General features: G+C 71.8%; 24 protein-coding genes. 12 read left to right on the top strand and 12 right to left on the bottom strand.

The annotated features are described in order from the left end of the window. Nucleotides 1–38 precede the first annotated feature (38 nt). On the top strand, nt 39–350 hold the full coding sequence (locus tag LXT23_RS17325; RefSeq protein WP_253981270.1) for a tetratricopeptide repeat protein: 312 nt from the start codon (nt 39–41) through the stop codon (nt 348–350). Nucleotides 351–354: 4 nt separating this feature from the next. Here LXT23_RS17325 and LXT23_RS17320 read toward each other — a convergent pair whose 3' ends face one another. Next, a complete protein-coding gene (locus LXT23_RS17320; RefSeq protein ID WP_253981403.1) occupies nt 355–1,383 on the bottom strand; it encodes a hypothetical protein in 1,029 nt (342 codons plus the stop codon). 157 nt (nt 1,384–1,540) lie between these two features. Between LXT23_RS17320 and LXT23_RS17315 the strand changes: the two genes are divergently transcribed. Beyond that, nucleotides 1,541–2,077, top strand: a complete 537-nt coding sequence (locus LXT23_RS17315) for a hypothetical protein (RefSeq protein ID WP_253981269.1) — start codon at nt 1,541–1,543, stop codon at nt 2,075–2,077. A gap of 7 nt (nt 2,078–2,084) precedes the next feature. Here the strand turns inward: LXT23_RS17315 and LXT23_RS17310 are convergent, their stop codons facing one another. Together LXT23_RS17310 and LXT23_RS17305 are read right to left on the bottom strand one after the other, a co-directional pair. Next, nucleotides 2,085–3,143 (bottom strand): coiled-coil domain-containing protein, encoded by a 1,059-nt coding sequence (locus tag LXT23_RS17310; protein WP_253981268.1) that lies wholly within the window; start codon nt 3,141–3,143, stop codon nt 2,085–2,087. A 174-nt stretch (nt 3,144–3,317) separates the two neighbouring features. Continuing rightward, the gene (locus LXT23_RS17305) at nt 3,318–4,724 is read right to left on the bottom strand and encodes a sigma-54-dependent transcriptional regulator (RefSeq protein WP_253981267.1); all 1,407 of its coding nucleotides are present in this window, start codon (nt 4,722–4,724) and stop codon (nt 3,318–3,320) included. Nucleotides 4,725–4,885: 161 nt separating this feature from the next. Between LXT23_RS17305 and LXT23_RS17300 the strand changes: the two genes are divergently transcribed. The 3 genes from LXT23_RS17300 (at nt 4,886) to LXT23_RS17290 (ending at nt 8,583) form a co-directional block, all read left to right on the top strand. Further along, nucleotides 4,886–5,467 carry an NUDIX hydrolase gene (locus LXT23_RS17300; protein ID WP_253981266.1) on the top strand — a complete coding sequence of 194 codons (582 nt, stop codon included), beginning with the start codon at nt 4,886–4,888 and terminating at the stop codon, nt 5,465–5,467. A 284-nt stretch (nt 5,468–5,751) separates the two neighbouring features. After that, nucleotides 5,752–6,549, top strand: a complete 798-nt coding sequence (locus LXT23_RS17295) for a TenA family transcriptional regulator (RefSeq protein WP_253981265.1) — start codon at nt 5,752–5,754, stop codon at nt 6,547–6,549. A 243-nt stretch (nt 6,550–6,792) separates the two neighbouring features. Next, a complete protein-coding gene (locus LXT23_RS17290; RefSeq protein WP_253981264.1) occupies nt 6,793–8,583 on the top strand; it encodes a methyl-accepting chemotaxis protein in 1,791 nt (596 codons plus the stop codon). Here LXT23_RS17290 and LXT23_RS17285 read toward each other — a convergent pair. The 3 genes from LXT23_RS17285 to LXT23_RS17275 all read right to left on the bottom strand — a co-directional run bounded on the left by LXT23_RS17285 (nt 8,567) and on the right by LXT23_RS17275 (nt 11,808). After that, on the bottom strand, nt 8,567–10,051 hold the full coding sequence (locus LXT23_RS17285) for a sensor histidine kinase (RefSeq protein ID WP_253981263.1): 1,485 nt from the start codon (nt 10,049–10,051) through the stop codon (nt 8,567–8,569). The two genes, LXT23_RS17290 and LXT23_RS17285, sit on opposite strands and share 17 nt — an antisense overlap. A 58-nt stretch (nt 10,052–10,109) precedes the next feature. Then, nucleotides 10,110–10,961: a peptidoglycan-binding domain-containing protein gene (locus LXT23_RS17280; protein ID WP_253981262.1), complete on the bottom strand. Its 852-nt coding sequence runs from the start codon at nt 10,959–10,961 to the stop codon at nt 10,110–10,112. Between the two features lie 160 nt (nt 10,962–11,121). Further along, a complete protein-coding gene (locus tag LXT23_RS17275) occupies nt 11,122–11,808 on the bottom strand; it encodes a DUF4476 domain-containing protein (RefSeq protein ID WP_253981261.1) in 687 nt (228 codons plus the stop codon). Between the two features lie 366 nt (nt 11,809–12,174). Here LXT23_RS17275 and LXT23_RS17270 point away from each other — a divergent pair, with 366 nt between their 5' ends. Then, complete coding sequence (locus LXT23_RS17270) at nt 12,175–12,768, top strand: dihydrofolate reductase family protein (protein ID WP_253981260.1); 594 nt, start codon at nt 12,175–12,177, stop codon at nt 12,766–12,768. Between the two features lie 56 nt (nt 12,769–12,824). On the opposite strand, the gene LXT23_RS17265 is transcribed toward LXT23_RS17270, so the two are convergent. The 4 genes from LXT23_RS17265 to radA all read right to left on the bottom strand — a co-directional run bounded on the left by LXT23_RS17265 (nt 12,825) and on the right by radA (nt 18,919). Then, nucleotides 12,825–14,006: a PAS domain-containing sensor histidine kinase gene (locus LXT23_RS17265; RefSeq protein WP_253981259.1), complete on the bottom strand. Its 1,182-nt coding sequence runs from the start codon at nt 14,004–14,006 to the stop codon at nt 12,825–12,827. 220 nt (nt 14,007–14,226) lie between these two features. Continuing rightward, nucleotides 14,227–16,401, bottom strand: coding sequence for a glycosyl hydrolase family 18 protein (locus LXT23_RS17260; protein WP_407692892.1), 2,175 nt, complete (start codon nt 16,399–16,401; stop codon nt 14,227–14,229). Between the two features lie 439 nt (nt 16,402–16,840). After that, complete coding sequence (locus tag LXT23_RS17255) at nt 16,841–17,497, bottom strand: hypothetical protein (RefSeq protein WP_253981257.1); 657 nt, start codon at nt 17,495–17,497, stop codon at nt 16,841–16,843. Between the two features lie 54 nt (nt 17,498–17,551). Further along, nucleotides 17,552–18,919 carry a DNA repair protein RadA gene (gene radA / locus LXT23_RS17250; RefSeq protein WP_253981256.1) on the bottom strand — a complete coding sequence of 456 codons (1,368 nt, stop codon included), beginning with the start codon at nt 18,917–18,919 and terminating at the stop codon, nt 17,552–17,554. 179 nt (nt 18,920–19,098) lie between these two features. On the opposite strand from radA, the gene LXT23_RS17245 reads away from it, so the two are divergent. The 6 genes from LXT23_RS17245 to LXT23_RS17220 all read left to right on the top strand — a co-directional run bounded on the left by LXT23_RS17245 (nt 19,099) and on the right by LXT23_RS17220 (nt 24,099). Beyond that, complete coding sequence (locus LXT23_RS17245) at nt 19,099–19,368, top strand: GlsB/YeaQ/YmgE family stress response membrane protein (RefSeq protein WP_253981255.1); 270 nt, start codon at nt 19,099–19,101, stop codon at nt 19,366–19,368. Between the two features lie 161 nt (nt 19,369–19,529). Further along, entirely contained in the window at nt 19,530–20,564 is a 1,035-nt protein-coding gene (bioB, locus tag LXT23_RS17240) for a biotin synthase BioB (protein ID WP_253981254.1), read from the top strand. Between the two features lie 76 nt (nt 20,565–20,640). Further along, a complete protein-coding gene (gene bioF / locus LXT23_RS17235) occupies nt 20,641–21,828 on the top strand; it encodes an 8-amino-7-oxononanoate synthase (protein WP_253981402.1) in 1,188 nt (395 codons plus the stop codon). Further along, the gene (gene bioD / locus LXT23_RS17230; protein ID WP_407692888.1) at nt 21,770–22,498 is read left to right on the top strand and encodes a dethiobiotin synthase; all 729 of its coding nucleotides are present in this window, start codon (nt 21,770–21,772) and stop codon (nt 22,496–22,498) included. Before bioF ends, bioD begins: the two co-directional genes overlap by 59 nt. A 132-nt stretch (nt 22,499–22,630) precedes the next feature. Next, nucleotides 22,631–22,909 carry a hypothetical protein gene (locus LXT23_RS17225; protein WP_253981252.1) on the top strand — a complete coding sequence of 93 codons (279 nt, stop codon included), beginning with the start codon at nt 22,631–22,633 and terminating at the stop codon, nt 22,907–22,909. Further along, nucleotides 22,906–24,099, top strand: coding sequence for a pyridoxal phosphate-dependent aminotransferase (locus LXT23_RS17220; protein ID WP_253981251.1), 1,194 nt, complete (start codon nt 22,906–22,908; stop codon nt 24,097–24,099). The genes LXT23_RS17225 and LXT23_RS17220 overlap by 4 nt, the downstream gene beginning before the upstream one ends. Here LXT23_RS17220 and LXT23_RS17215 read toward each other — a convergent pair. After that, nucleotides 24,080–25,510 carry an ABC transporter substrate-binding protein gene (locus LXT23_RS17215; protein WP_253981250.1) on the bottom strand — a complete coding sequence of 477 codons (1,431 nt, stop codon included), beginning with the start codon at nt 25,508–25,510 and terminating at the stop codon, nt 24,080–24,082. The two genes, LXT23_RS17220 and LXT23_RS17215, sit on opposite strands and share 20 nt — an antisense overlap. Further along, complete coding sequence (locus LXT23_RS17210; RefSeq protein WP_253981249.1) at nt 25,510–26,334, bottom strand: tetratricopeptide repeat protein; 825 nt, start codon at nt 26,332–26,334, stop codon at nt 25,510–25,512. The genes LXT23_RS17215 and LXT23_RS17210 overlap by 1 nt, the downstream gene beginning before the upstream one ends. Between the last annotated feature and the right edge of the window lie 133 nt (nt 26,335–26,467).

Raw genomic sequence — 26,467 nt, 5'->3', positions numbered from 1 at the left:
TTGGCAAGGGGACAGCGGTCCTCTATCTGCTGATGTCCATGACTGACGCCCGGCTGGAGCAGTTCAAGAAGATGGTGGCCGACTTCCCGGACTCCCCCATGAGCCATTTCTCCCTCGGGAAGCTGTACCTGGAGCGCCGGCAGTACGTGGACGCCGCCCGGGCCCTGGAGGGCGCCGTCCGGCTGGACCCGACCTATGCCGCCGCCCTGGTGGCCCTGGGTGACGCCTGGGCCGGAGCGGGGGAGGCCGACAAGGCGCGCGAGGTGCTCGGCCAGGCGAAGCAGCACGCCCTGGCCCAGGGACACCCGGGGCTCGCCGAGGAGATCGACGAGCGCATCGCCGACCTCTGAGCGCTCAGTCCCGCCAGGTGAAGCCCAGGCCGAACACCTGGCGCGCATACGTGAGGTCGTTGCGCGGCAGCCGCGTGCTCCACAGGCCCCAGGACAGCTCCACGTCCAGCTTCGCCGTCACCGGGCGGGCCAGCCTCAGGGAGAGGGAGTTCTGCCCCTCGTCCTCCTCCACGAGGACGATTTCGGGCGACAGGTAGATGCCGTCCGGGTACGCGCTGAGGCCCAGCGAGCCCTGCGCCAGCAGCGTCAGCCGCCAGGGCAGCCGCACCCCGGCGTTGCCGGTGACGCGGTGGCGCAGCACCGTCTCCCCGAAGCTGTTGGAGGAGACCTCCTGGTACACGTACGTCAGCCCCAGCGCCAGGGGGCCGCGGTAGTTGTAGCTGGCGCCCGCCGTGAGGGCGCCGTCCTCGCGCCGGCCCTGCGGCGGCTCGGGCGCGGGCCCGGGGCCCACCGGCGGGCGGCTCCGGGGCCGCGTGCCGTAGCGGCGCGAGCCCCAGTCCCCGAAGACGGACACGCTGTGGCGGCGGTCGAAGCGGTAGCGCCCCAGCACGCCCAGCTCCGGCGCGCCGAAGTTGGCGGTGGCGTCCGGCCGGTACACGAAGCGCCGCGCCCCCGCGCGCACGCGCAGCGCCAGGCGCACGTCCGGTGCGTACTCGGCGAAGGCGCTCGCGCCCAGGTCCGAGTACGCCCGCGTGCCACCGCGCCTGTCCTTCGCATGGCCCTCCAGGCCCAGCCCCCACTCGCTGCCCAGCGCCAGCGAGCCCTCCAGCGCGCCGGCCTGCACCAGCGTGTCCTCCTCGGAGAAGCCGAGGTACTTGCGCGCCCCCAGCTCATAGCGGCCCACCAGCTGCGAGCGCTCGAAGGTGGCGCGCCCCTCGGCCGAGCCCAGCAGGCTCACGGCCTGGTCCAGGCCGCTGGAAGAGGTGCTGTCGTCGGAGAAGTCGCGGGAGGCGTTGGTGTCCACCAGCAGCCGGCTGGAGCCCTTCAGCGAGCCCTCCCACTCGGCCGCGGACACACGGCCGGCGGCGAGCATGACGAGGGCGCACAGGAGGTGTGGACGGAGGCGGGCCACGACGCGCGCACCATAACCAACCTCGTGCCTGCACGCCCCACTCGCGGGAGGGCGGGCCCGTTTGTCTGGCCGATGCCAACGGTGCGCGGCGCCGCGTGAGACAGGCTACACTTGGGACATGCGCCTCGCGTCCATCCTGGCGGCGGCGGGCCTCGCGCTGACCGCCTGCGCCCCCTCGTCCTTCATCACCGAGGTGAAGGGCGAGTCGACCGTGCCCGCGGGCCCTGCTGGCGTCACCACGCCCCTCAACGCCTTCCCCGCCATCAGCAGCTTCGCGGGGATGGACTTCGACCAGAACCAGGACTTCAAGAACCGGGGCGTGGCCAAGGCCGACGTGACGTCCGTCAAGGCCCGCACGCTGACCCTCAAGGTCCTCAGCCCCAACAACCAGGACTTCGGCTTCCTCTCCTCGGTGGAGTTCTTCGCCAGGGCCGGGGACCGCGAGGTGCGCATCGGCGGCCGGCAGGACATCTCCCGGCTGGACCTGGGGTCGACCAACCCCGTCCTCTCGCTGGACGTGGAGGACGTGGAGCTGCAGCCCTTCGTCTCCGCGCCCACCATGAGCATCATCGTCCGCGGCCGGGGGGACATGCCGGAGCGCGAGGTGCGCCTGCAGGCCGTCGTCGCGCTCGAGGTGGAGGGCGGGCTGCTCTAAGCCTGCTTCAGCGCGCTTCCAGCTCGTGGGCCCGGCGCTCCAGCGAGGAGGCGCGGTCCTCCAGCTCCCGGGCGAGCGCCTCCAGCTTCGCGGCCTCGGCCTCCATCGCCGTCAGGTCCACCGGGCCGCCCGCGGCCAGGGCCTGGGCCCGCGAGGTCTCCACCTGCGGCCGCCGGTCGCTCGCGCGCGCCGAGGGCGCCGACGTGGGCGGCGGAGCGGTGACGGTGCCCGGGTCGTTCCCGTCGGTGGAGGGGGAGGCCGGAGGGACGGCTTCGCCGGGCGCGTCCTGGAACATGGGCTCGCCACCGCGGCGGCCGTTGGTGCTCCGCTCCACCTGCACCCGGTCGCCGCTCAGCCGCAGCCGCAGCCGCCGGTCCTGCTCGTCGAACATCGACTCCTCGCCGAGGAAGTCGTTCATGCGCCGGTCCAGGTCGCGCTCCTCGCGCACCTCGGTGATGCGCCCGCGCAGCGCCTTCAGCCGCTCGCGCACCTTGTCCTCGGTGTCGCGCAGCGTGTCCGCCTGCTCCAGCAGGTCCTCGGGGTCGTCCCCGCCGGACGCCGTCGTCCTGTCCAGCGCGGGCACCCGCGAGGCGGGCAGCGCCGAGCGGACCGCGTCACGCTCCGCGCGCGCCGAGCGCATGGCCTCCAGGAGCTTCGTGCGCCAGGCCCGGTCCGTCGTCCCGTCCCACGCCGTGCGCAGCCGCGCCAGCTCCTCGGACAGCGCGGTGTGCAGCGCCAGGTGCGCCCGCTCCGACTCGCCCTCCGCCGCGGACACCGACTGCGCCAGCCCGGTGAGCGAGCCGCTCAGCTCCTGCGAGCGCCGCAGCGCCGCCTCCAGCTCCGGCCCCGCCGTCAGCCGCCCCTGGCGCTCCGCCTTCAGCGCCTCGATTCGCGCCGCCAGCCCGTTGAGCTCGTCGCGCAGCGCCTGCTGCTGGGAGCGCAGCGAGCGCACCTCCGTGCGCGCCGTCTGCGCCTTCCCACGCACCGCGTCCAGCCCGGACGCACCCCACGCGGGCGCGCCGAGCACCAGGCAGAGCAGCAGGAGGGCAAGAGGGCGGGGGCTCATCAGTGGGGCTTTCGGAGCAAGGCGGATGCCAGCCCCGCCCCGGCGCCCAGGGCCGCGCCGCCGCTAAAAGCCGAGTGATTCCGGACGCCTGGGGAGGGCATGGGGGAGTGGGAGGGGGTGGGACGGCAGTGGAAAATCACGGTGGCGTGTCTGGGTGTAACGGATTTTCGAGGCTCAACCCTCCTCGGGTTGCGTCCCCTTGGGGAGAAAGCCGTACTTCTCCAGCTTGTAATACAACGCGGACGTCTTGATGCCGAGCAGGCGCGCGGTCTCCGTCTTCACGCCGCCTGCCTTCTCGTAGGCGCGGGCGATGAGCTGCCGCTCCAGGTCCTCGAGGATGTCGGGCAGGGGGCGGTCGCCGTGGGGCACCGGCAGGCCCGCGTCCATGCGCGGCGTGCTCCCGGTGAGGTGCGGGGGCAGGTCCGCGTCGGTGAGCACCTCGCCCTCGGCGAAGACGAGCGCCTGCTCGATGACGTTCTCCAATTCGCGCACGTTGCCGGGCCACGCGTGGCGGGCGAGGGCGCGCAGCGCGCTGTCGTCCAGTTCCGTCACGCGGCGGTTCACCTTGGGCGCGTGCTTGGCCACGAAGTGGCGCGCCAGCACGGCGATGTCCTCGGGCCGCTCGCGCAGGGGCGGCAGCGTCAGCGGGACGATGTGCAGCCGGTAGTAGAGGTCCTCGCGGAAGCGGCCCGCCTTCACCTCGGCCTGCAAGTCCCTATGGGTGGCGCTCACCACGCGCACGTCGACCTTCAGCGTCTCCTCGCCGCCCACGCGCTGGATTTCCTTCTCCTGCAGCACGCGCAAGAGCTTCGTCTGGACGGAGGCGGGAATCTCCCCGATTTCGTCCAGGAAGAGGGTGCCGCCGTCGGCGAGCTCGAAGCGGCCCAGCTTGCGCTTCACCGCGCCGGTGAAGGCGCCGCGCTCGTGGCCGAACAGCTCGCTCTCCAGCAGCGTCTCCGCCAGCGCCGCGCAGTGCACCACGACGAAGGGCCCGTCCTTGCGCGGCGACAGCGTGTGGACCATGCGGGCCACCAGCTCCTTGCCGGTGCCGCTCTCGCCGCGCACCAGCACCGTGGCCTCGCTGTGCGCCGCCTTGCGCACCTGGGCCACCAGCCGCTGCATGGGCTCGCTGTCGCCCACGAGGCTGCCGTGCGAGCGGGCCGCGTCCGCGTCGTGCGCGGCGGTGCGCGCCGTCAGCCGCTCCACCTGCCTGCGCGTGCTGGCCAGCTCCAGCCCCTTGTCCACCTTGGCGCGCAGCACCTCGGGCGGGAAGGGCTTGGTGATGAAGTCGTAGGCGCCCTCCTGCATGGCGCGCACGGCCGTCTCAATCGTCCCGAAGGCCGTCACCACCATGACCACGGCGCCGGCGTCCAGGCCCCTGAGCGCCTTCGTCACCTCGATGCCGTCCATGCCGTCCATCTTCAGGTCGGTGACGACGAGGTCGAAGGGCGCCTTCTTGTAGGCGGCCAGGCCGTCCGCGCCGCTGCGCACGGCGGAGACGGTGTGGCCGGAGCGGGTGAGGGTGACGGCCATGCCCTCGCGCAGGGTGTCGTGGTCGTCGATGACGAGGATGCGCGCCATGGGGGTGCTCGGTTCTCCATGCTCCACGGGCGCCGGCCGCGCCCCGGGTGTGCCCGCATGAAGGTACACCCGGCCGGCACCCTACACCGGCCCGCGCCGCCTGCACGCACGGCGTGCGAAGGCGCTGGCGCGTCGCGGGACGGGACGGTACGTGAGCGGGCATGACCTCCGACGCCTCGGCCACCACCGCCCTGCGGGCCCTGCTCGCCCATCATGTCGCCACGGACGACAAGGAGCGCGAGGACCTGGAGCGCATGCGCCAGTTCGCCTCCACGCTGCAGGCGCCCTTCTCCCGCGCCCAGGCCTCGGCCCACTTCACCGGCAGCGCCGTGGTGGTGGACCCGGCGGGCGAGCGCGTGGTGATGCTGCACCACGGGAAGCTGAAGCGCTGGCTGCAGCCGGGCGGACATGCGGACGTGGCCGACGGTGGCGACATGCTGGCCACCGCGCTGCGCGAGGCGCGCGAGGAGACGGGCTGCCGCGTCCACCCGCACCCCGCCGCGCCCCGGCCGCTGGACGTGGACATCCACACCATTCCGGCGCGCCGTGACGAGCCGGAGCACCACCACCTGGACGTGCGCTTCCTGGTGGCGGCGGAGAACCCGGAGGCGCTGGTGCACGACCCGGCCGAGTCCACCGGCGTGCAGTGGCTCACCTGGGACGAGGCGCTCACCCGCGCCGACGAGGCGCCCCTGCGCCGCATGCTGGAGAAGGCCCGTGGAGTCGTGGCCCGCTCCCGATAGCCAGGCCTCGCCGGAAGCAACACGCGGGAGCGCCGCCACGCGGTTCGGCGGCGCGTTCCCGGGCAGACCTACGGGATTGTCCCTAGGGGACAGGTGCGCTGTGCCGCCCAGGACGTTCTCCATCCACGGACATCCTGATTTGAAACAGAATGGGAAAAACACAGCCATTCGCAATTTAGGGAATGGTGTTGGTGGAAAGTTATGGCAACAATGAGTCCTGCTTGGGCTGGTGAGGGAGGCCATGGCGGCCTGTCACCGGTCGGGAAGCAAGGAACGGTACCCCCATGTCGTCGCTCACCCAGGAAGTGGTAGCGCCCGTCAGCGTCCTTGTGGTTCCGGTGTCGGAAGTCCCCACCCGCCGTTACAGTCCTCCGCCGCTGAAGCCCACGCCGCACCCCCTCTGGCTGGAGTCGATGCTGGCGTCGCTGAAGCCGGACTGGGACGCCGCCTGCTGGCCCTCGCTGTTCCGCGAGACGGCGCAGGGCCGGCACCCCCCGCTGCGCTACTGGCGGCGCGTGCTGTCCCACTTCTTCGTCATCGTCGAGAACTTCCCCAAGTACATGGGGCTGTCGCTGGCGAAGACGACGTACGGCAAGCGCGACGGTGACGCGAGCTGCCGCCGCTGGCTGCTGCAGAACCTGGGCGTCGAGGCGAAGCACGCCGAGTGGTACATCGACTGGATGCGCGCCATCGGCCTGCCGCCCGAGCAGGTCTTCGCCCAGCAGCCGCTGCCGGAAATCCAGGCCCTGCACGAGCACCTGCTGGAGACGTGCGCCCACGGCACCCTGGCCGAGGGCGTGGCCGCCTCCAACTGGGCCATCGAAGGTGTCACGGGGGTGTGGACGGAGCAGTGCGCGGAGCCCTTCCGCGCCTATGCCGCCGACGGGGCCCGCATCGACGCCTACTCCATGATGTGGCTCAAGGCCCACGCCCGCTACGACGACCTGCACCCGGAGGAGGCGCTCGAAATCATCAAGCTCTCCACCGACGCCCACTCCGACGAGCCCGCGCGCGTCCAGGCCGCCGCCCAAAAGACGCTCCGGCTGTACACCGCCGCGCTCCACGCCTGCTGCGAGGACTGAAAGCCGCTCCTGCGCGCGGGCTCCCACCTCGGCACCCCGGGGCCTTCATGGACCGGGGTTGAAAAGCTTTGTGTTGATGTCGACGTGCCCCTGTTTTCCGTGAATCGGGTGTGTCCGGAAGACTGCAGCTCCCACCTCGCGTCGTGTCAGTGAACGGCGCAGAATGTCGAAGTCAGGCATTGAGGCTGGGTGGCACCGCATCCGAGCGGTGTCACACGGGGGAGCCTCGGGGGGAGTCACCAGATGAGTGCCGAAGACAGAGACATCCGTGATTACAGGTGGCGCGCGCTCAGGGTGTTCATGGTGTGGGTGCTGCCGGTAGCGCCCATTGCCGCGTACCTCAATGGGATGACCATGGGGGTGGCCGGCTGGGAGGGCGTGAAGGCGGTGGCGTGGGTGCTGCCGCCCATCGTCGTGGGCCTGGGCATCGTCTACCCCGCCATGGTGATGCGCCTGCTGGTGGGCAGCGCGCTGCGCGTGGGGCCCGAGGACCGGCCCGGTGCGCGGCTGGAGCGCATCCTCCGCCTGCCGCTGCGCGCGGCCATGGCCTCCTCGTGGGTGGCGTGGACGCTGGGGGGCTTCTGGTTCAGCCTCCACGTGTGCCTCCTGTGGGAGAAGGAGCTGTTCCTCGTCGTGCTGGGCACCATCATCGGCACGTGCTGCGGCGTGCTGCTGGGCTTCCCCATCTGCGTCACGCTGGAGCGGCTGCTGCTGCCGGTGGCGCTGGAGGAGCAGCGCAAGGACCCGACGGTGGCGCTGCGGGGCGGCGGCTTCTTCTGGCCCCGGCAGGCGTGGTTCCTGCCGTTCACCTTCGTGGGCTCCATCCTCTCCGCGCTGGTGCTGAGCGGGTGCGTGGTCATCGTGAAGCTGCTGGGCGTGCGGGACGCGCTGCGCGCGGAGCTGCTGGCGGAGGGCGCGACGCGCTCGGCGGACAAGCTGATGGGCATGGGCGGAACGCTCGCGGGCGAGCTGTCCTTCGCCCTGGCCTGGGTGGGCGGCCTGCTGCTGCTTCCGGCCATCACCACCTGGCTGCTGGCGCGCCGGCAGGCGAACGGCGCGGGCGCGGTGGGCGTGGCCATTGAGTCGCTGTCCGCCGGCAGCGTGACGGCGCCCGCGTGGGTGTCCACCGACGAGATTGGCGACCTGGCCTCGGGGATGAACGCGGTGCTGGCCAAGCTGCAGAAGCTGCCCCGGGCGCTGCAGGCCTCCGCCATCCTGCTGGGTGACGCAGGCAGCCACCTGCGCCTGGCCAACGACGAGCAGCAGCAGAGCCTGGTGCGTCAGGCGGCGGCGCTCCACGAGGCGCAGGTGACGTCCGAGGAAATCAAGCGCACGTCGCTGATGGCGGCCGACCGCGCGGAGGCGGTGCTGCACGTGGCCCGCCGCGCGGAGGAGCTGGGGCAGCGGGGTGAGACGGCGGTGGAGCAGAGCGTCACCGGACTGGCGGACATCCGCCGCGCGGTGGACGGCATCCAGCAGCGGCTGATGCGGCTGGCGGAGAGCACCACGCAGATTGGCGACATCACCGAGACGGTGAAGGACCTGGCGGACCAGTCGCACCTGCTGGCGGTGAACGCGGCGATTGAAGCGGCGCGCTCGGGCGAGCAGGGCAAGGGCTTCGCGGTGGTGGCCCGGGAGATTCGCGGGCTGGCGGACCAGTCCATCCAGGCCACGCGGCGCATCCGCGGCATCCTCCAGGAAATCAGCCACGGCATCCGCGACGCGGCGATGATGGGCGAGCAGGGCGTGCAGACCATCGGCGCCGGCCTGGACCAGATGCGCGCCTCGGGCGAGTCGCTGCGCGAGCTGTCGCGCATCTCCCAGGAGAACTCGGCCGCCGCGCGCCAGATTGCCGCCGCCGTGACGCAGCAGAACGCCGGCTTCTCGCAAATCTTCACCGCCATCGGTGACCTGTCGCAAATCATGGACTCCACGCTCAAGCGCCTGGAGTCCACGCAGGAGGCCACCGCCACGCTGTCCACCGTCTCCCACGAGGTGGGGGAGATGGCGCGGCAGTTCAGCGCGACGGGGTGATGGCCGCGTCCTGCGCGCCCAGCGGCAGCGTCAGGATGAAGGTGGTGTCTCCCGGCGCGGAGGCGAGGCGCAGCTCGCCTCCGTGCGCGAGGGCAATCTTTCGCGCCAGCGGCAGGCCCAGGCCGGTGCCCTTCTCGCGCGTGGTGAAGAAGGGCTCGAAGATGCGCTCGCGCTCGGGCTGGGGCACGCCGGGCCCGGCGTCGCGCACCTGGATGGTGTAGCGGCCCTCCGCGGCCGCGCCGGACACGCGCACCCGGCCGCCCGGGGGCGAGGCCTGCACCGCGTTCTTCACCAGGTTCACGAGCGCGGCGGTGAGCAGGCTCCCGTCCGCCTCCAGCACGGCGGGCGCGGCCTCCACCTCCACCGTGACGTCGCGGGTGCTGGCCTCCATGGCCAGCAGCTCGCAGGCGCCGGACAGGAGCGCGGGGGCCTCCACCGGCGCGCGGGCCAGCGGCTGCTCGCGGGCGAAGGCGAGGAAGTCCTCGACGATGCGCTGGAGGTAGGCCACCTCGCGTTGAATCCGCGCCACGTGCTGGCCGGCCTCGGCGTGCGCGCCCGCCTGGAGGTCCTCCTGGAGGATGCCGGAGAAGAGGGCGATGCCGCCAATGGGGTTGCGCACCTCGTGGGCCACGCCGGCGAGCATCATCTTGAGCTGCCGGTCGCGGCTCTCCAGCGCGCCGCGCATGACCTCCAGCTCGCGGGCCAGCACGCCGATTTCGCGCGTGGGCTCCGGGGGCACGGGGGTCGTCAGGTCGCCCCGGCCGATGCGCAGCGCGGAGTCCATGAGGCGCCGCAGCGGCCTGGCGAGCCCGCGCGCGGTGACGAGGGCGATGATGGCGAGCGCGCCGAGCGCCACCGCGCCCATGATGGCGAAGGTGCGCGACAGCCGCTGGAGCGCGACGAAGAAGACGGCGCTGCCCTCCACGCCCACGGCGCCCACCACGCGGCCCTCGTGGCGCACGGGCGCATAGCCCGTCTTGTAGAGCAGCCCGTCGGTGCCGGTGAAGAGCACCTGGCTGGCGGCGCGCTCCCCGGCGAAGACGCGGGTCAGCTCCAGCCTGTCGCGGGCGAGCTCCGGCACCTCCACGCCCACCGGCAGCGCGCCGCCCACGTCCACGCGCACGCGGCCCTGCACGTCCACGGCGTAGACGCGGCGCACGCCGCTGGCCTCGCGCACGCCTTCCAGCGTGCGGACCAGGTTGCGCCAGGTGCGGGTGCCGGCCAGGTCGTCGCCGGGCTCCACGGTGAGCATGCGCTCGCCGTTGACCTGGCTGGCGGTGGCCGCGGCGATGGCGGACAGGTGGGTGCCCAGCTCCTCCTCGAGAATCGCGCGCGCCAGCTGGTACACCGCCGTGCCCGCCACCGCGACGAAGAGCAGGGTGGGGACGAGGAACGCCACCAGCAGCCGCGCCGAGAGCGAGCCCAGCGCTTCCGTCCACCGCGAGGTGTGTCGGGCTCGGTCGGCCATGTGCGCGCCGGACTCTAGCCGAGCCCGGGCGCCGGGGCCCTCCTGTCCGCGGCGGGCGTCAGTGGATGACGGGTTCCCGCACCGCCTCCCGCGCCAGTCCGCCCTCGCTGGGCCCGTCCGTCTCGCCGCTCACCTGGGCCTGCGGGGCCGTCCTCATGCCGCGCAGCTGGGGCGCGGCCTCGCGGGCTCCGTCCACCGAGGGCAGCCGCAGCCAGTGGACGCTGGCGCCCGCGTGGTAGCGGTTGGAGGCGGAGAAGCGGACGGTGTAGGGGCCGGACTCCTCGCCGTGGGAGATGAGCAGCGGGTCGCTGCCCGGCTCCAGCACCATGGACACGTGCTCGCCCTTGCCGTTGCGGGCCCAGAGGCACAGGTCCCCTGGCTTCACCTGCGACTGCGGGACGCCGGTGAGGTGGCCCAGCAGCGTGCCGGTGTAGCCCTGGCCGTTGTAGCCCAGGCCGTTGGGGTCCGCCGCGCCCGCCCACTTGTAGCAGAGCGTGACGAACGCGGAGCAGTCCGTGTTCAGCGGCAGCTTGCGGCGCTGGCCGAGGCCGTCCATGGGGCGCAGCTGCTGGTAGTGGATGCCGCCGGCATTGGCGACCGCCCACTGCGCCTCCGCGACAATCTTCGAGCGCAGGCCCGTCACCGGCGCGGGCGCGGGGGCCCGTAGCGCCTCCCAGGTGCGCGAGCCGACGATGCCGTCCGCCACCAGGCCCCGCGCGCGCTGGAAGTCCATCACCGCCGTCTTCGTCCTCGCGCCGAAGTCTCCGTCGATGGTGCCGGGGCTGAAGCCCGCCCGGGCGAGCAGCGTCTGCAGCTCGATGACGGCGGCGCCCGTCGCGCCCTGTTGCAGCGTGGGGTCGGCCCTGGGGGCTCGGCCCGTGCCCGCGATGTACGTCTCCTGGTCTCGCATGATGGCTCCTCGTGGTCGGAGGAGCGCCGGTGCCCCCTCGCGGGCGGACAGCGCGGGCGGACGTTGTGACGCGCCGCCCGGTGTGAAGGGCCGGGAAGGCGAAGGGCCCGGCACCCTCCCGAGAGGATGACCGGGCCCCGGGCATGGAGGCGGCGGCTGGCTACTGGGCCGTCATCAGCTCGACGTACTCGTCGCCGGAGATGGAGTTGTTCCACTTGGAGGCGAAGCCCAGCGAGTGCTGCGGGTTCACCACGTGGGGCGCCGCGGTCTTCGCCACGTCCAGGCGGGTGATTTCGTTGTTGAACAGGTCCAGCACCAGGCCGAACTGCTTCGCGGTGAGGTAGTTCCGCTTGAACATCTTCTCCGCCATCTCCTCGCGGGTGATTTCGTTGCCCGTGCTCTTCAGCGCCTGCAGGACGCCGCGGAACGTCTCCGCGTCCATCGCGAGCTGGCCGTCCCGCCTCAGGGTGCAGCCCGGGTCCTCGCCGGTGCCACAGTCGCGGAAGGCGGGCTCGGACGCGTAGCCGCGCACCGGCCGCGCCTCGCGCTCCTCGTGACGCACCTCCTCGCGGCGGTCTCGGCGCTCCCGCTTCTCCTCGCGCTCGGGATAGGGCCGCTCGCCACCCTTCACCTTCATCTCCACGCCCACGTGGCTGCCGCCGGCCTGGACCTTCATGTCCACGCCTTCCTCCTCGCCATTCGGACCCATGCCCTTCACCTTGATGCGGGTCGAGGGCATCTCCGAGTCGTCGACCTGCACATCCATGTTCATCTCCACGTCCTGCGCGAAGGACACGGAGGAGAGGAACAGCGAAGAGGCAATCACGGCGCGGGCCAGCGGGTTCATGCGGAGTCCTTGGATTGAGGCGGGGTGTGCGGAATCAGGGGCAGCGGTGTTTCATCGGGCCGCGCTTGTCTGGACGCACTGCCATTGAAGATATTCACGCGCCTCCCCGTGCGAGCTTGCGGATGGTTGGGGTTGCGCCTGCACGGAAGGTGTGGTTACTGTTTCTTCCGGCGCCTCACGGCGTCGCCCCATGATCTCCTCCCGCTAACCAGCGCTTCGTGACCGCCCCCTTCGCCCCGGCAACCTGGCCGTGGCTGCGTCGTGGGCTGCCTTCCGAGTGTCTGGCTCCCGTCCGAGTCCCGCAGCGAATCCATTCCCATGTCGCCCTGTGTTCCGGGCGCACGCGCAGCCTTTGGAGCTTTCTGTATGCGTAAAGTCAAATACCACGTCGCTTCCAGCCTCGACGGCTTCATCGCCCACGAGGACGACAGCTACGGCGCCTTCCTGCAGGAGCGCCTCGTGAAGGACAGCGAGCACATCAGTGACTACATCGCTTCCTTCGCCACGTACGACACCGTCCTGCTGGGCCGCCGCACGTATGAGCTCGGCCTGAAGCAGGGGGCGGCGGACCCCTATCCGAACATGGTGCCGTATGTCTTCACGCGCACCATGAAGGAGCGCCCGCACCCGAAGGTGAAGCTCGTCTCGGAGAATGCCACGGGCGTCGTCCGGGAGCTGAAGGTGCAGGAGGGCAAGGACATCTACCTGTGCGGCGGCAACCAGCTCGCGTCCCTCCTGCTGGAGGCGGGGCTCGTCGACGAGGTGCTGGTGAAGCTGAGCCCGCTGCTGCTGGGCTCGGGTGTCCCCCTCTCCTCGAAGCTGAAGGGCTTCAAGAGCCTCGAGCTGCTGTCCACCAAGGTCTACAAGAATGGCGTGCTGCTGCTGCGCTACGCCGTGCTGCCCGAGGGCGCGCCGGGGACGAACGTCGTGACGCCGCCGGGAATGCCCCCGGCGGAGTGAGTCCTCCATGAGGCGCGGGGCCCGGTGACGTCGCGGAACGGACGGCGCCGGGCCCGTCAGTTGCCGCGCGGAGGAGGGGCGAGTGGCAGCCGGAGGATGAAGGCCGCGCCCTGGCCCGGCTGGCTCTGGACGTCGATGCTCCCGCCGTGGGCCTCGACAATCTGCTGGGTGATGAAGAGGCCCAGGCCCAGCCCGCCATAGTTGCGCTCGGAGACCGCGCGCATGAAGCGCTCGAAGATGCGGTGCTGATGCTCCGGGGCGATGCCGATGCCCTCGTCCCGCACCCTCAGCACGGCCAGGCCCTCGTCCACGCCGACCCGGACGTGGATGGGCTTGCCGGCCCCGTACTTCATCGCGTTGGTGACGAGGTTCGTCACGGCCTGGTCGAGCCGCCGCCGGTCCCACCGGCCCTCGATGGGCCCCGGGGCCTCGACGTCGATGAGGCAGCCGGCCTGCGCCGCCTGGGGCCCGTAGCGCACCAGCACCTCGCGGGTGAGCGCGGTGAGGTCCACGGGCTCGGGCTCCACCAGGAGCTTGCCCACGCTGAGGCGCGACACGTCCAGCAGGTCCTCGATGAGGTCCGCGAGCTTGCGCACCTGGCGGTTCGCGACGTCCAGGTCCCGGGCCAGCCGCTCCCCGGACAGGGACTCCGGATTGTTCTCGAGGGTGCGCTGCAGGCTGGTCAGCCTGAGCTGCAGGGGCGTGAGCGGCGTCTTCAGCTCGTGGGAGGCGACGGACAGGAACTCGTCGCGGATGCGCAGGGCCTCGCGCAGGCGGTCCAGCTCGCGCTGCTCCTCGGCTTCCTTCCGCTGGGTGAAGTCGCGCGTCACCTTGCCGAAGCCGCGCAGCAGCCCGTCCTCGCCGAAGAGGGCGGTGATGACGACGTTGGCCCAGAAGCGGGTGCCGTCCTTGCGCACGCGCCAGCCCTCGTCCTCGAAGCGGCCCTTGCGGACGGCCTGCTCCAGCTCCCATCGGGGCTTGCCCCGGGCCACGTCCTCCGGCGGGTAGAACCGGCTGAAGTGCTGGCCCAGGATTTCCTCGGCCCGGTAGCCCTTGATGCGCTCCGCCCCCGGGTTCCAGCTGGCGATGTAGCCCCGCTCATCGAGCGTCAGGATGGCGTAGTCGGTGACGCTGGCGATGAGCAGCCGGAGCTGGTCCTCCGTGTCCCGGGCGGGGGACATACCTCGGGTGTAGGTGATGCCCCCGGTGCCCGAAGCGAGGTCGTGGCTGTCGTCCAATGTTCTCCTCGTCCGTCGCTGAGGAGAACACACAACCGTGCCGTGGCCACCTTTCATCGCTGCCGGCCGTCCGATGGCCGTGTGCGCCCAACGCCTGTGGGAGCGGCCGGGCGGGCGTCCCCTCGCCGCTCAGGAGAGGGGTGGGGAGGCGCTCCGCCAGCGGGTGTGGCGGCTGTGTCCCGGGCCGGCGCTTGCGCCAGCCCGGGACTGGGGACTTCCGCTACTTCAGGAAGGCGTCCTTCACCGCGCTCAGCAGCGGGTTGGCGCCGGTGACCGGGTCGGTGCAGCCCTGGTTGATGGTCCAGATGATGGTGCCGCCGTAGCCGTTGTCGCGGGCGTACGCGCCCTTGGCGGCGATGGCCTGCGGGCTGTCATAGGAAATCCACCGCACGGTGCCGTCCTCCACGGGCGTGTTGAACTTCACCCAGCTGGCGCCGGCCACCGCGTCCCACTGGTACGTGCCGGAGGCGGAGAGCTGGAGGATTTTCTTGTACGTGAAGGAGTTGTCGCTGCCCACGTAGTCGGACCAGTTGGTGAAGTTCTGGTAGGGGCCGGTGATGTTGCGCCAGGCCATCCCGTAGAAGGGGATGCCCATGCCCAGCTTCGCCTTGGGGATGCCCGCGTTCGCCCAGCCCTGGAGGCTGGCGGAGACGGACGTGGGGCGGTTGCCGGCGTGCGCGTACAGCGCGGAGGTGTACCAGGACTGCCAGCCGTCCCACGGGCCAATCATCTCGTAGGACATGACGTTGATCTGGTCCAGGTAGGGCGCCAGCTGCGCGAACCAGGGGTCCGCGTCACCGGGCATGTTGGTGTTGATCCACCCGATGGGGAAGGTGAGCAGCATGTTGGGCCGGGCCGCGCGCAGCTCCTTCACCAGCGCGAGCAGGTTGGGCTTGTCGGCCGCCTCCACGGGCTCCCAGTCGATGTCGAGCCCGTCGTAGCCGAGGCTGTCCATGGCGGAGAGGAGGTTCTGCACGAACTTCGCGCGGTTCGCGTTGGAGGCCGCGCCCACCCAGTTGGCGTGCTCACCGGCGCCGCCCACCATGATGATGGCCTTGCGTCCGGCCGCGTGGGCCCGCGTCGACAGCGTGCGCGCCATGGCCGGGCCATTCGAGTTGTCGAAGGCGGTGCTCAGCGTGCCGTCCGGGCGGGGCGTGGCGCGGCCGACCATGATGTGCGTCATCGCGCTGAAGTCCACCTTCTCCGGCGGGTACATGTCCGCGTTCCAGCCGGTGTAGTAGCCGGACACCCACTTGCCGGTGCCACCCGGCGTGGGCGCGGTGACGGTGACGGTGGCGGTGGCCCTCTTGGTGGTGTCCGCCTGGGCGGTGGCGGTGACCTGGTAGGTGCCCGCCGTCCCCGGCGCGGTGTACTGGCCGGCGTTGGTGATGGTGCCGCCCGTGGCGGACCAGGTGACGGCGGTGTTGGTGCTGCCCGTCACGGTGGCCGTGAAGGCGCGCGTGGCGCCCGTGGTGAGCGACGCGCTGGTGGGCGTCACGGCGACGCTGACCGTCTGCTGCGGGGGCCGGACGACGACGGAGATGGCCGTGGTGCGAGCGCTCTCTCCGCCGGTGCCCACCGCGGACACCGCGTACCAGTACGTGGCGCCGGAGGAGACGGCGGCGTCACGGTAGGCCGCGGTGGTGACGGGGGCCGCGGTCAGCTTCGTGTACGTGCCCGTCTGCGTCGGCGAGCGATAGACGTGGTAGCCCGTCGCGCCGGTGACGGTGTTCCACGACAGGGCGACGTCCACGGCGGACGGCGTGGCCGTCAGCCCGGCCGGCACCGACGGCGCGGTCGCGGCGGCGCCGAGGCGGAGGTTGTCGAAGTACACCACCGGCAGCGTGCGGCCGGCGCCCTCCATCAGGACGATGCCGTCCAGGGTGACGTTGGCCGCGCCGAGCGCCGACAGCGGCACGCGGCAGCGCGTCCAGGCTCCGGCCTTGATGGTGCCGCCGTCACAGTACCGGTTGACGCCCACCGTGGGGCGCGCCTGGTTGGCGACGCTGGCATACGCGGTGAGGGTGGGATTGGCCGTCACGCCGCCGTGGACCTGGAGCTCCAGGAACTCGAGCCCGGCGGTGGGCACGCCCGCGTTGTGGAAGTAGAGGCCCGTCCAGGGGCCGAACGTCGCGGAGAGAGCCCGCGTGCCGGAGGCCACGGGCGTCGTCACCGCGAGGTTGCGCGTGGCCCAGGACCAGTCCGCCCAGCCCGTGCCGAGCGCGTCGGCGTACAGCGTCGTGTCGCCCACCGCGGCGGCTTCGACGGTGCGGAGCGTGGCGTCGGGAGGAGAGGCTTCGGGGGCGGGAACTTCCGGGGCGGCGCCCTCCGGAGTCATGCCTTGAAATTCGGATGCGCCACCGCATGCGGCGGCCTGAACGCCAACGGCCAACATGAACCACTTGAGCTGCTTTCTCATGGGGCTCCAGCAGCCAGGGATTGTGAGCCGACAGAAGACCCCGCTGCTCCGCCATCAACGGGCGGAAGGGGTCCCTGTCTGCTCAACCGCCGCGCCGGAGATGGCGGGCGTGCAAGGGGTGCCTGGCAAGTGGGACCACAAACACCAAACCCGGCCGTCGACTTTCAAGGAGCGTTGTGAGTCATTTCGGCACTTCGCACGGTGGTCAGCAGGGAAGCCAGCCAGGAGTGCAAGGCACTGGTTCTCATTCGAGACAGCGCCTGGGGACCCCGGGGAGGGCCAGTGTCTTCCTTGCCTGCTGTATCAGCGTTGCAGTGATACGGCGCACGCCCGTCCGCTCGCCGGGCCCCAAGGCTGCAATCGTGCACCGTGGCCATCCCTCGAATGCAGCGCACGAAGGAGTCGGGCGCGCGTTTCAGAACACAATGAGGTGGTCCACGGACAGCCCTGTGAGGCTGTCCGCTTCGAAGCTCAGCTTCGAGGTGATGCACTCCGTCCCGGTGCCAACCCTGGGGGGCCCTTCATAGGGAACGCAGCGGCTCAAGCCCTCGGGCTCTTCGGAGGAGCTCAGCCGCTCGACGCTCTGATACGGCAGGGTGCTCTCCCGCAGTTCCTTTGCCGAGAAGGGCACTGCCTGCCGCACACGCTCAGCGGACAGCCCCAGGCGCAAGTTGCTCGCAGTGGTGAGCTTGCGATGCACACGAGGAGTGGCCGTGCAGTCCGCTTCGGCCAGCTCTGCCGGCCGCTGGTGGAGCAGGACGAAGCCCGTCAGCTCACGTCCATGACTGCGACTGAAGAGCAGGGTCGTGGTGTCGCCCTGGTGACTGGACGCGTAGCAGAGCCGCTGGGTGTGCCCGCAGTCGCTTCCATGGTCGAGCACCCGGGTTGGCCCGAACTCACGCTGGACTTCCTCGAAGGAGGACTTCCCCAGGGTGATGCCAAGAAGGGTGCGGTAGTCGGGCCGCAGCAGCCGTACGGGAGCGGCGTCGGAGCCGGGGTGCGGCTCTTCGGCCACGGCGATTTGCGTGCTCAGCGTGGTCAGGAAGACGCAGGCAAGAGTCAGTGCTCTCATCCCGTGCCGCGACTGCACGGAGGATGCCGAGCCATGGGGCGCTGATGGCCCTGGTCAGTCGAACATCGCCGACAGCGCCTCGCCGAGCGTCTCCACGCCCACCACCTGCATCTTGGAGGCGCCCTTCTCCAGCCGCCGTGCGCTGCCCGCCGGCATCACCACGCGCTGGAAGCCCATCTTCGCGGCCTCCGCCAGTCGCGGCTCCACCTGGCCCACCGCGCGCACCTCGCCCGCCAGGCCCACCTCGCCCAGCACCAGCGTCTTCGCGTCCAGCGGCCGGTTCTGCAGGCTGCTCACCAGCGCCGCGCACACCGCGAGGTCACACGCCGGCTCGTTGAGCTGCATGCCGCCCGCCACGTTGACGAACAAGTCGCAGCCCACCAGCGGAATCTCCTCCTTCTTCTCCAGCACCGCCGCCAGCAGCGCCACCCGGTTGCCGTCCACGCCGATGGCCGTGCGCCGCGCGGTGCCGTAGCCCGTGGGCGCCACCAGCGCCTGGACCTCCACCAGCAGCGGCCGCGTGCCGTTCAGCGTGCTCGTCACCACGCTGCCGGACTTGCCCACCGGCCGCTCCGACAGGAAGAGCGCGGACGGGTCCGCCACCTCCACCAGCCCCGCGCCCTTCATCTCGAAGACGCCAATCTCGTTGGTGGAGCCGAAGCGGTTCTTGTGCGCCCGCAGGATTCGGAACGGGTGCCCCCGCTCGCCCTCGAAGTAGAGGACGGTGTCCACCATGTGCTCCAGCACGCGCGGGCCCGCGATGGAGCCCTCCTTCGTCACGTGGCCCACCAGGAAGGTGGGCACCCCCGAGCGCTTGGCGTACGCCATCAGCCGGCCCGCCACCTCGCGCACCTGGGTGATGCTGCCCGGCGCGTTGCCCAATTCCGGCAGGTACATGGTCTGGATGGAGTCCACCACCAGCGCCTGCGGCTTCAGCGCCTCCGTCGCCGCCAGCACCCGCTCCGCGTCCGTCTCCGCGAACAGGTGGATGGCGTCGCCCTCCACCCGAAGCCGCTCGGCGCGCATCTTCGTCTGCCGCAGGCTCTCCTCACCCGACACGTAGAGCACCGGCCCGTGGCGCGCCAGCTTGTCCAGCGCCGCCAGGAGCAGCGTGGACTTGCCGATGCCCGGGTCTCCGCCCAGCAGCACCAGCGAGCCGCCCACCACGCCGCCGCCCAGCACCCGGTCGAACTCGGCGATGCCCGTGCGGCGGCGCGTCTCCGTCTCGCCGCTCACCTCCTTGAGCAGCACCGGCCGCGTCGCCCCGCCCGAAGCGCCCCACGCCGGGCGCTTGTCGTCCACCTTCGCTTCCGTCTCCTCCACCAGCGAGCTCCACGCGCCGCAGTCCGGGCACTTCCCGAGCCACTTCGCCGTCTGGTACCCGCACGCCTGGCAGGAGTAGTGCGTCTTCGCCTTCGCCATGGGTGGTGTGTAGCGCGAACCCCTGACGTTTTTACGCCCTTACAGGTAGGCATGAACGGAGAGCAGGCAGGCTCGCTGTCAACCCCCTGCTGTCAAGTTGTACCGGCGGGAGGCACGGAACACTTTGCTAGCCATGAGGGCACGCACGAAGCGCTGCCCGCTAAGCAAGGGAGGAAGTCATGGGGATCATTGCTTTCCTGGTTATTGGCCTTCTGGCCGGCCTCATCGCTCGCGCGCTCATGCCGGGCAACCAGTCCATGGGGCTCATCGCCACCACGCTGCTGGGCGTCGCCGGCTCCTTCGTGGGTGGCTTCATCGCCTCGCTCTTCCGCAGTGACGGCCGCATCTTCGACCTGCACCCGACGGGCCTCCTGTTCTCCGTCCTGGGCGCGCTCCTGGTCCTGTTCCTGGTGGGCATGGCCGGAGGAAGGCGCCGCGTCCGCGTCTAGCCTGAAGCTGTCCCTCTCCTGGTGAGGACAAGGGCCGGTGTCTCCTTCGTGGGGCGCCGGCCCCGTTTTTTCAGAGGAGTCGTCAACCACTCAGCTCAGCGGCGTTGACAAGTCCCCGCCGCCCGCGCACCTTCGCGCTCCTCCAACCCGCCGAGGAGCCCATGCCCGACACCTCCGCCCCCAGTGAGTCCTTTCACGGCCACTCCCATACGGCCGCGCCGCCGCCGCCCGGCGTCGACGTGCGCCATGACTGGGCGCTCGCCGAGGTGCGCGCCATCTACGCCATGCCCCTGCTGGACCTGGTCCACCGGGCGCAGACGGTCCACCGGGCGGTGTTCCAGGACAACAAGGTGCAGCTGTGCTCGCTGCTGTCCATCAAGACGGGCGGCTGCTCCGAGGACTGCGCGTACTGCCCGCAGGCGGCCCGCTACAAGACGGGCGTGAAGGCGGAGAAGCTGATGGCGGTGCCGGAGGTGCTGGAGGCCGCGTCCCGCGCCCGCGCCGCCGGGGCCACCCGCTTCTGCATGGGCGCCGCGTGGCGCGAGGTGAAGGACGGCCCGCAGTTCGACAGCGTGCTGGAGATGGTGCGCGGCGTGCGCTCCCTGGGCATGGAGGCGTGCGCCACGCTGGGCATGCTCACCGACAGCCAGGCCAGGCGCCTGCGCGAGGCGGGCCTGTCCGCGTACAACCACAACCTGGACACGTCGCCCGAGCACTACGGCGACATCATCTCCACCCGCACCTATGACGACCGCCTCCGGACGCTGAACCGGGTGCGCGACGCCGGCATCTCCGTGTGCTGCGGCGGCATCATCGGCATGGGCGAGTCCGTGGACGACCGCTGCAACCTGCTGCGCACGCTGGCCAACCAGGACCACCACCCGGAGTCGGTGCCCATCAACGCGCTGGTGCCCGTGGACGGCACGCCCCTGGCGGGCCAGCAGCGCGTGGAGACGGTGGACATGGTGCGCACCATCGCCACCGCCCGCATCCTCATGCCCCAGGCCATGGTGCGCCTGTCCGCGGGCCGCCAGCAGATGAACGAGGAGGCGCAGCTGCTGTGCATGATGGCGGGCGCCAACTCGCTCTTCTTCGGCGAGAAGCTGCTCACCACCGGCAACCCCGAGTACAGCCAGGACATGGCCCTCTTGGAGAAGGCCGGCATCCGCCCGCTGGAGCCCCGGCGGGAGGGGTAGGTCCGGCGTGAGCGGCCCGACGTCAGCGCTCCCCCTCGAGGCCGGGGAGGGGAGCGCGCAGGAAGTCCCCGCCCCGGTGGCGCCCGAGGCGGCGGGAGTCGCCTCCGCCTGGGCGCGGGAAGACTTGCAGTCCCTCTCCGCGCGCGGCCTGCGCCGGTACCTGGAGCCGCTCGACTCGCCCCAGGGCCCCGTCGTCCAGCTGGGCGGCGAGACGCTCGTCAACTTCTCCTCCAACGACTACCTGGGGCTGGCCGCCTCGCCGTCCGTGCGCGCCGCCGCCGCCGCCGCGCTGGAGCGGTACGGCATGGGCACCGGCGCCAGCCGGCTCGTGGTGGGTGACACCGCCGCGCACCACCGGCTGGAGGCGCGGCTGGCCGCCTTCGAGCGCGCCGAGGCCGTCCTCCTCTTCAACAGCGGCTATGCCGCCAACACCGGCATCCTCCCCGCGCTGGTGGGGCCCGGCGACGCCGTCTTCTCCGACGCCCTCAACCACGCGTCCCTCGTCGACGGCTGCCGCCTGTCGCGCGCCCGCGTCGTCGTCTACCCGCACTCGGACGTGGAGGCGCTGGCGCGCGCCCTGGCGGACACGCCCGCGCGGCGCAAGCTGGTCGTCACCGACACTGTGTTCTCCATGGACGGGGACGTGGCCCCGCTGCGCGACATCGTCGACGTGTGCCGGGCCCACGGCGCGGCGCTGATGGTGGACGAGGCCCACGCCACCGGCGTGCTGGGCGCGCGCGGCGCCGGCCTGTGCGAGGAGCTGGGGCTGGAGGCACAGGTGGACCTGCGCATGGGCACGCTGAGCAAGGCGCTGGGCGCCATGGGCGCGTACGTGGCCACGTCGCGCGCGGTGGCGGACCTGCTGGTGTCCCGCGCGCGGCCGTTCATCTTCTCCACCGCGCTGCCCGCCGCGCTGTGCGCCGCCGCCGAGGCCGCCGTGGACGCCGTGGAGGGCGACCCGGACCTGCGCGAGCGGCTGTGGCGCAACATCCGCCGCTTCGCGGAGGGCCTGTGCGCCCTGGGCCTGCGCGCGGAAGCACGCAGCGCCGTGTTTCCCGTCATCCTCGGCGAGCCGGAGCGCGCCCTGGATGCCGCCCGCCGCCTGCGCGAGGCCGGGGTGCTGGTGAAGGCCATCCGCCCGCCCACCGTCCCCGAGGGCACCAGCCGCCTGCGCTTCTGTCTCTCCGCCGCCCATACCCTGGGCCATGTCGACCTGGCGCTGGACGCGCTGCGCCGGGTGGGGGTGCACCACCGTGGCGAGTAGCAAGCCCTTCCAGGTCTTCGTCACCGGCACGGACACGGGCGTCGGCAAGACGCAGGCCTCGTGCGCGCTGCTGTCGCTGCTGGCGGACGCGGGCCTCGGGCCCCAGGGCTTCAAGCCCTACGAGAGCGGCTGCGCCTCCCTGCGCGCCCCCGCGGACACGCTGGCCCTGCGCGAGGCGGCGGGCAGCGCGCTGCCGGTGGACGCCCTGTGTCCCCACCGCTTCCGCCTGCCCGTGGCCCCCGGCGTGGCCGCGCGCCGGCTGGGCCGGGAGCCGGACTGGGACGTCACCCTGGCCGCCTGGGAGCGGCTGCGCCACGGGCCCGTGGTGGTGGAGGGGGCCGGTGGCCTCTTCGTGCCCCTGGACTCGCGGCACGACGTCATCGACCTCATCGCCGCCCTGCGCCTGCCCGTGCTGCTGGTGGCCCGCGCGGGCCTGGGCACCCTCAACCATACAGCCCTGTCGCTCCAGGCCCTGGCGGCGCGCCGCATCCCCGTGAAGGCCGTGGTGCTGTCGCGCGGCACCGCCGCGAGGGACGCCTCCGAGCGCGACAACCGCCTGCTGCTCCAGGAGCGCCACGGCGTGCCGGTGCTGGGCCCGGTGCCGCACCTGCCTGACGCGCGCCGACGGCACGCCGCGTTCCGCCGAGCCCTCCGCCCGTTGGTGCCCTGAGCGCGCGGAGGCCGGAAAATCGGCCTCCGGCGCGTTCGCGCCGCTGCGCGAGTGCTACAGGTCGCGCAAGTTTTCGGGTGACGCGGCCGTGAAATGGACGCGCCGTTTTTTCCGCGCGAGAACCCCGGGCGAATGGCGGACATCATCGACCTCACGTTCCTCGCGGACGTCCGGCGCATCTTCAAGAAGCTCATCGACCAGAAGGGCCTCTCGTACTTCCTCCAGAAGGAAGGACCGCGGCTCTTCCACATCGAGCCCTCCAAGGTCGAGCTCGTCTTGAGGACGGCCCTGCGCACCCGTGATGCGGAGCTGCCCCGGCCGCACGACAAGGCCATCGACCACTGCCGCAAGGAGGTCCGCCGCGAGCTCATCCGCCGCGTCGCGAACGCCATGCTGCAGACGGGGCTGTGAGCCGCTTCTCCGCACGGAGCGACTTCCCGCGCGCGCCCAACCCGCTGGCCCTGGCGCTCGCCCGGCACCGCGCCCTCGGGCGCCCCCTGCTGGACCTCACCGAGACCAACCCCACCCGCGTGGGGCTGCCCGCGCCTCCAGAGGGCCTGCTCGCCCCGCCCGGCGCCATGGCCTACGCCCCGGAAGCACTGGGCCTCGCTTCCGCGCGCCAGGCCCTGGCCGCCCACCTCGGGGCCCGCGGCGCGGCTGTCTCCCCCGAGCACCTGCTGCTGACGGCCAGCACCAGCGAGGCCTACAGCTGGCTCTTCAAGCTGCTGTGCGAGCCGGGGGACACCGTGCTCGTCCCCGCTCCCTGCTACCCCCTCTTCGAGCACCTGGCGCGCCTGGAGGGCGTGCAGACGCGTCCGTACCGCCTGCCCCGGGCCCACGGCTTCGGGCTGGACGCGGGGGAGGTGGAGGCCGCCGTGGACGCCGGCGCCCGCGCGGTGCTGGTGGTCAACCCCGGCAACCCCACCGGTCACTCCCTGCACGAGGGCGAGCTGGCGGCGCTGGCGGACGTGTGCGCGCGCCACGGGCTGGCGCTGGTGTCCGACGAGGTGTTCTCCGACTTCGCCTGGGACGCCGCCGGGCCGGGCCGCGTGGCCACGGTGGCCGGGCGCGCGCTGCCCATGCTCACCTTCGCGCTGTCCGGCCTCTCGAAGGTGGCCGGCCTGCCCGGCCTCAAGCTGGCCTGGACGCACGTGGGCGGCCCGCCGGAGGTGCGCGACGAGGCGCTGGCGCGGCTGGAGTGGGTGGCGGACACGTACCTGCCGGTGGCCACGCCCGTGCAACTGGCCCTGCCGGCGCTGCTGGCCCACGCGCCCGTCTTCCAGGCCGCCGTGCTGGAGCGCGTGCGGGGCAACCGGCAGCGCCTCGTGGCCGCGCGCGCGCCGGGCGCCACCTGGGACGTGGTGCCCGCCGAGGGCGGGTGGAGCGCGGTGCTGCGGATTCCGAGGGTGCCCGGCGAGGAGGCCACCTGCCTGGCCCTGCTGGACGCGGGCGTGCTGGCGCAGCCGGGCTGGTTCTACGACTTCGGCGGCGGCGCGTACCTCGTGCTCTCGCTGCTGCCGGAGCCCGAGGTCTTCGCCGCCGCCGTGGAGGTGCTGGCGCGGGTGCTGGGGGAGGCCCCCGTCAGTCCGCCGCCGGGTTGATGAGCTGCACCGTCTTGAAGGTGCCGTTCTCCACCTTCCACAGCTCGTACTCGGAAGGGGCCTCGCCCGTCGCGTTGTCGAAGTCCAGGTCGCCGCTGGCGCCCGTGACGTTGATGATGGTTCCCCGGCTCATCTCCTGGCGGGCCTCGAGGAAGTTCTGGAAGCCCAGCTCGAAGGCCGGAGCGGCGACGCCCGCGGCCGGCGTCACGCGCGTCAGGCCCTCCGCGATGCGGGCGCCGGTGATGGGCTGCGGGTTGTTGGCGTCCGCGCCCACTGCGTACGCCGTGCCCAGCGCCACCAGGTACATGGCGTCATAGGCGTGCGCCGTGAACGAGAACTGGCCCGGGTCCGCGTTGTTGTACGTGGAGCCGAAGCGGGAGCGGAACTGCACGTACGCGTTGGAGTTCAGGCGGGCCTGGGCCGGCGCGGTGCCGTACGCGCCCTCCACCTGGCTGCGGTTGTTGCCCAGGGAGGTGAACAGGCCCGGGTCCTTGCTCGCGTCCGTGAAGAACCACTTCAGCCCCGTGCGGCCCCGGGAGACGAGCTGGCTGATGATCTTCGCGTTGTCCTCGGAGAAGCCCACCATCACCGTGATGTCGGGGTTGCGGTCGTTGATGACCGACACCGCGGCGCTGACGTCCTCGTTGCGGTTGTACCGCGCCGTCACCACGGGCGTCGGCGTCAGCGCCTCGAGCGTCTCGCCGGAGAGGCCCTGCCCGTACGGGTCATCCACGTAGGCGATGACGGTGTTGTCGATGCTGACGAAGGGCTGCGTCGGCTCATTCACGGTGCGGTTGCCCTTCAGCAGCTCGCCGATGATGCGGCCCTGCAGCGTGTCGGAGGGGGCGGTGCGCCAGACGAGGCCCGGGCCGCCCTGGGACGGCCTGTCGGAGAGCGTGGCGAGGTCCGGGCTCGTCGCGGTGTGGGTCATCAGCAGCGCGCCCGCGGGGATGGTGACGGCGGAGGCGGCAATCGTCTGCCCGCTGCCGGAGGCGAAGACCACCGGCACGTCCTTCTCGTTCACCAGCCAGTCGGCCTGCTCACGGGCGCGGTTCGGGTCCGAGCGGGTGTCGCAGATGTAGAGGAGGAACTGGCGGCCGTTGATGCCCTGGCGCTGGTTGACCTCGCCAATGGCCAGCTTGATGGAGTTGAGCGCCTGCACCTCCGACTCGTCCGCGCCGTCGGAGTTGGTCAGCGGGAGCGCCGCGCCGATGGCGATGGGGTTGGTCGCGTTGGCGGGGCCGAACACCTCGCCGCAGCCCTCCGGCTGGGGCAGGCAGAAGCCGCTGCTGCACACCTGGTTGGCGTTGCAGTCCACGCTGGTCTCACACTCGGTGAGGCCCCCCGCGGTGGTGAAGCTGCAGCCGGCCAGCAGCACCGTGCAGCACGTCATCAGTCCGAGCGCGCGCATCAGAAGCTCACCTCCATGCCTGCTCCGGCGCCCCTGGGCGCCAGCGTCACCCGCACCTCGCCGGCCACGGGCGGTCCTTCCTTGGGGTAGAGGATGATGGCGGTAATCGCGCCGGCCAGGCCCACGCCGAAGCCGATGTCCGCCAGCAGCGCCTTGCTCTTCGTGTCGTCCGCGCGGGCCTGCTTGTCCTCGAGCCGGGTGGCGAGGTCGAACTGCTCGCGGCTGTCGCGCGCCTGCATGCCGAAGAGCACGCCCGCGCCCACGCCGGCCACCGCCACGCCGCCGATGGCGAAGGCGGCGATGCGCTGGCGCTTGTAGGACTTCATCGCGCGCTCGTACTCGGCCTGCCGCTGGCGCTGGTTCTCCTCCTCCGCGCGCCGCGTCGCCGCCTGCTCCTGCTCGGCCCGCTGCCGCGCCGCCTCCGCCTCTTCCTGGAGCTTCTGGCGCTCGGTGTCCGCGCTGGCCTGGGCCTGCTCCTCCTTCTTGATGAGGACCTGGAGCCGGTCGATGCCGCGCGCGCTGCGCTTGAGCAGCGTGGGGTCCGTGCCCTCCGTGCTGCCGACGTACTGCTGGTACCAGGAGAGCGCGTCGCGCAGCTCGCCCGCGTTCTCCAGGGCGAAGGCGATGTTGTAGATGAGCTTCGGGTTGGGGGCGAGCTCGTGCGCCTTCTTCAGCGCCTCCGCCGCCTCCTTGTACTTCCCGGCCTGGTACAGCCGCTCACCTTCCTTGATGAGGGCGGGGGCATTCTTGGAACCGCCGCGCTGGGCGAGCGCGACCGGAGGCGCCAGCGCGAGGGCCGCCGACAATACAAAAGCCAGTCTCATGGTCCCCGGAGCCTAGCGCGGAGCCCCCCGGACGGCGAAGAGGGTGGCTTCACTTCCCGTGAAAACGGCTCGGGGCCGCCCCACGCCCGATACCGGCAGGCGGGGAAGCGGCCCCGAGGGCTTCAGGGTGCTA

It is taken from the genome of Pyxidicoccus xibeiensis (assembly GCF_024198175.1).
GTDB lineage: Bacteria > Myxococcota > Myxococcia > Myxococcales > Myxococcaceae > Myxococcus > Myxococcus xibeiensis.
This window is presented reverse-complemented; position numbering and strand designations above follow the sequence as displayed.

Coding starts and splice junctions, on each gene's coding strand:
- LXT23_RS17245 (WP_253981255.1), top strand. CDS start 19,099: ATGGGGATCATTGCTTTCCTGGTTATTGGCCTTCTGGCCGGCCTCATC.
- LXT23_RS17315 (WP_253981269.1), top strand. CDS start 1,541: ATGCGCCTCGCGTCCATCCTGGCGGCGGCGGGCCTCGCGCTGACCGCC.
- LXT23_RS17280 (WP_253981262.1), bottom strand. CDS start 10,961: ATGCGAGACCAGGAGACGTACATCGCGGGCACGGGCCGAGCCCCCAGG.
- LXT23_RS17290 (WP_253981264.1), top strand. CDS start 6,793: ATGAGTGCCGAAGACAGAGACATCCGTGATTACAGGTGGCGCGCGCTC.
- LXT23_RS17320 (WP_253981403.1), bottom strand. CDS start 1,383: ATGCTCGCCGCCGGCCGTGTGTCCGCGGCCGAGTGGGAGGGCTCGCTG.
- LXT23_RS17225 (WP_253981252.1), top strand. CDS start 22,631: ATGGCGGACATCATCGACCTCACGTTCCTCGCGGACGTCCGGCGCATC.
- LXT23_RS17275 (WP_253981261.1), bottom strand. CDS start 11,808: ATGAACCCGCTGGCCCGCGCCGTGATTGCCTCTTCGCTGTTCCTCTCC.
- bioD (WP_407692888.1), top strand. CDS start 21,770: ATGTCGACCTGGCGCTGGACGCGCTGCGCCGGGTGGGGGTGCACCACC.
- LXT23_RS17260 (WP_407692892.1), bottom strand. CDS start 16,401: ATGTTGGCCGTTGGCGTTCAGGCCGCCGCATGCGGTGGCGCATCCGAA.
- LXT23_RS17255 (WP_253981257.1), bottom strand. CDS start 17,497: ATGAGAGCACTGACTCTTGCCTGCGTCTTCCTGACCACGCTGAGCACG.
- LXT23_RS17325 (WP_253981270.1), top strand. CDS start 39: ATGACTGACGCCCGGCTGGAGCAGTTCAAGAAGATGGTGGCCGACTTC.
- LXT23_RS17310 (WP_253981268.1), bottom strand. CDS start 3,143: ATGAGCCCCCGCCCTCTTGCCCTCCTGCTGCTCTGCCTGGTGCTCGGC.
- LXT23_RS17215 (WP_253981250.1), bottom strand. CDS start 25,510: ATGCGCGCGCTCGGACTGATGACGTGCTGCACGGTGCTGCTGGCCGGC.
- LXT23_RS17295 (WP_253981265.1), top strand. CDS start 5,752: ATGTCGTCGCTCACCCAGGAAGTGGTAGCGCCCGTCAGCGTCCTTGTG.
- LXT23_RS17285 (WP_253981263.1), bottom strand. CDS start 10,051: ATGGCCGACCGAGCCCGACACACCTCGCGGTGGACGGAAGCGCTGGGC.
- LXT23_RS17270 (WP_253981260.1), top strand. CDS start 12,175: ATGCGTAAAGTCAAATACCACGTCGCTTCCAGCCTCGACGGCTTCATC.
- LXT23_RS17300 (WP_253981266.1), top strand. CDS start 4,886: ATGACCTCCGACGCCTCGGCCACCACCGCCCTGCGGGCCCTGCTCGCC.
- bioB (WP_253981254.1), top strand. CDS start 19,530: ATGCCCGACACCTCCGCCCCCAGTGAGTCCTTTCACGGCCACTCCCAT.
- LXT23_RS17305 (WP_253981267.1), bottom strand. CDS start 4,724: ATGGCGCGCATCCTCGTCATCGACGACCACGACACCCTGCGCGAGGGC.
- radA (WP_253981256.1), bottom strand. CDS start 18,919: ATGGCGAAGGCGAAGACGCACTACTCCTGCCAGGCGTGCGGGTACCAG.
- LXT23_RS17210 (WP_253981249.1), bottom strand. CDS start 26,334: ATGAGACTGGCTTTTGTATTGTCGGCGGCCCTCGCGCTGGCGCCTCCG.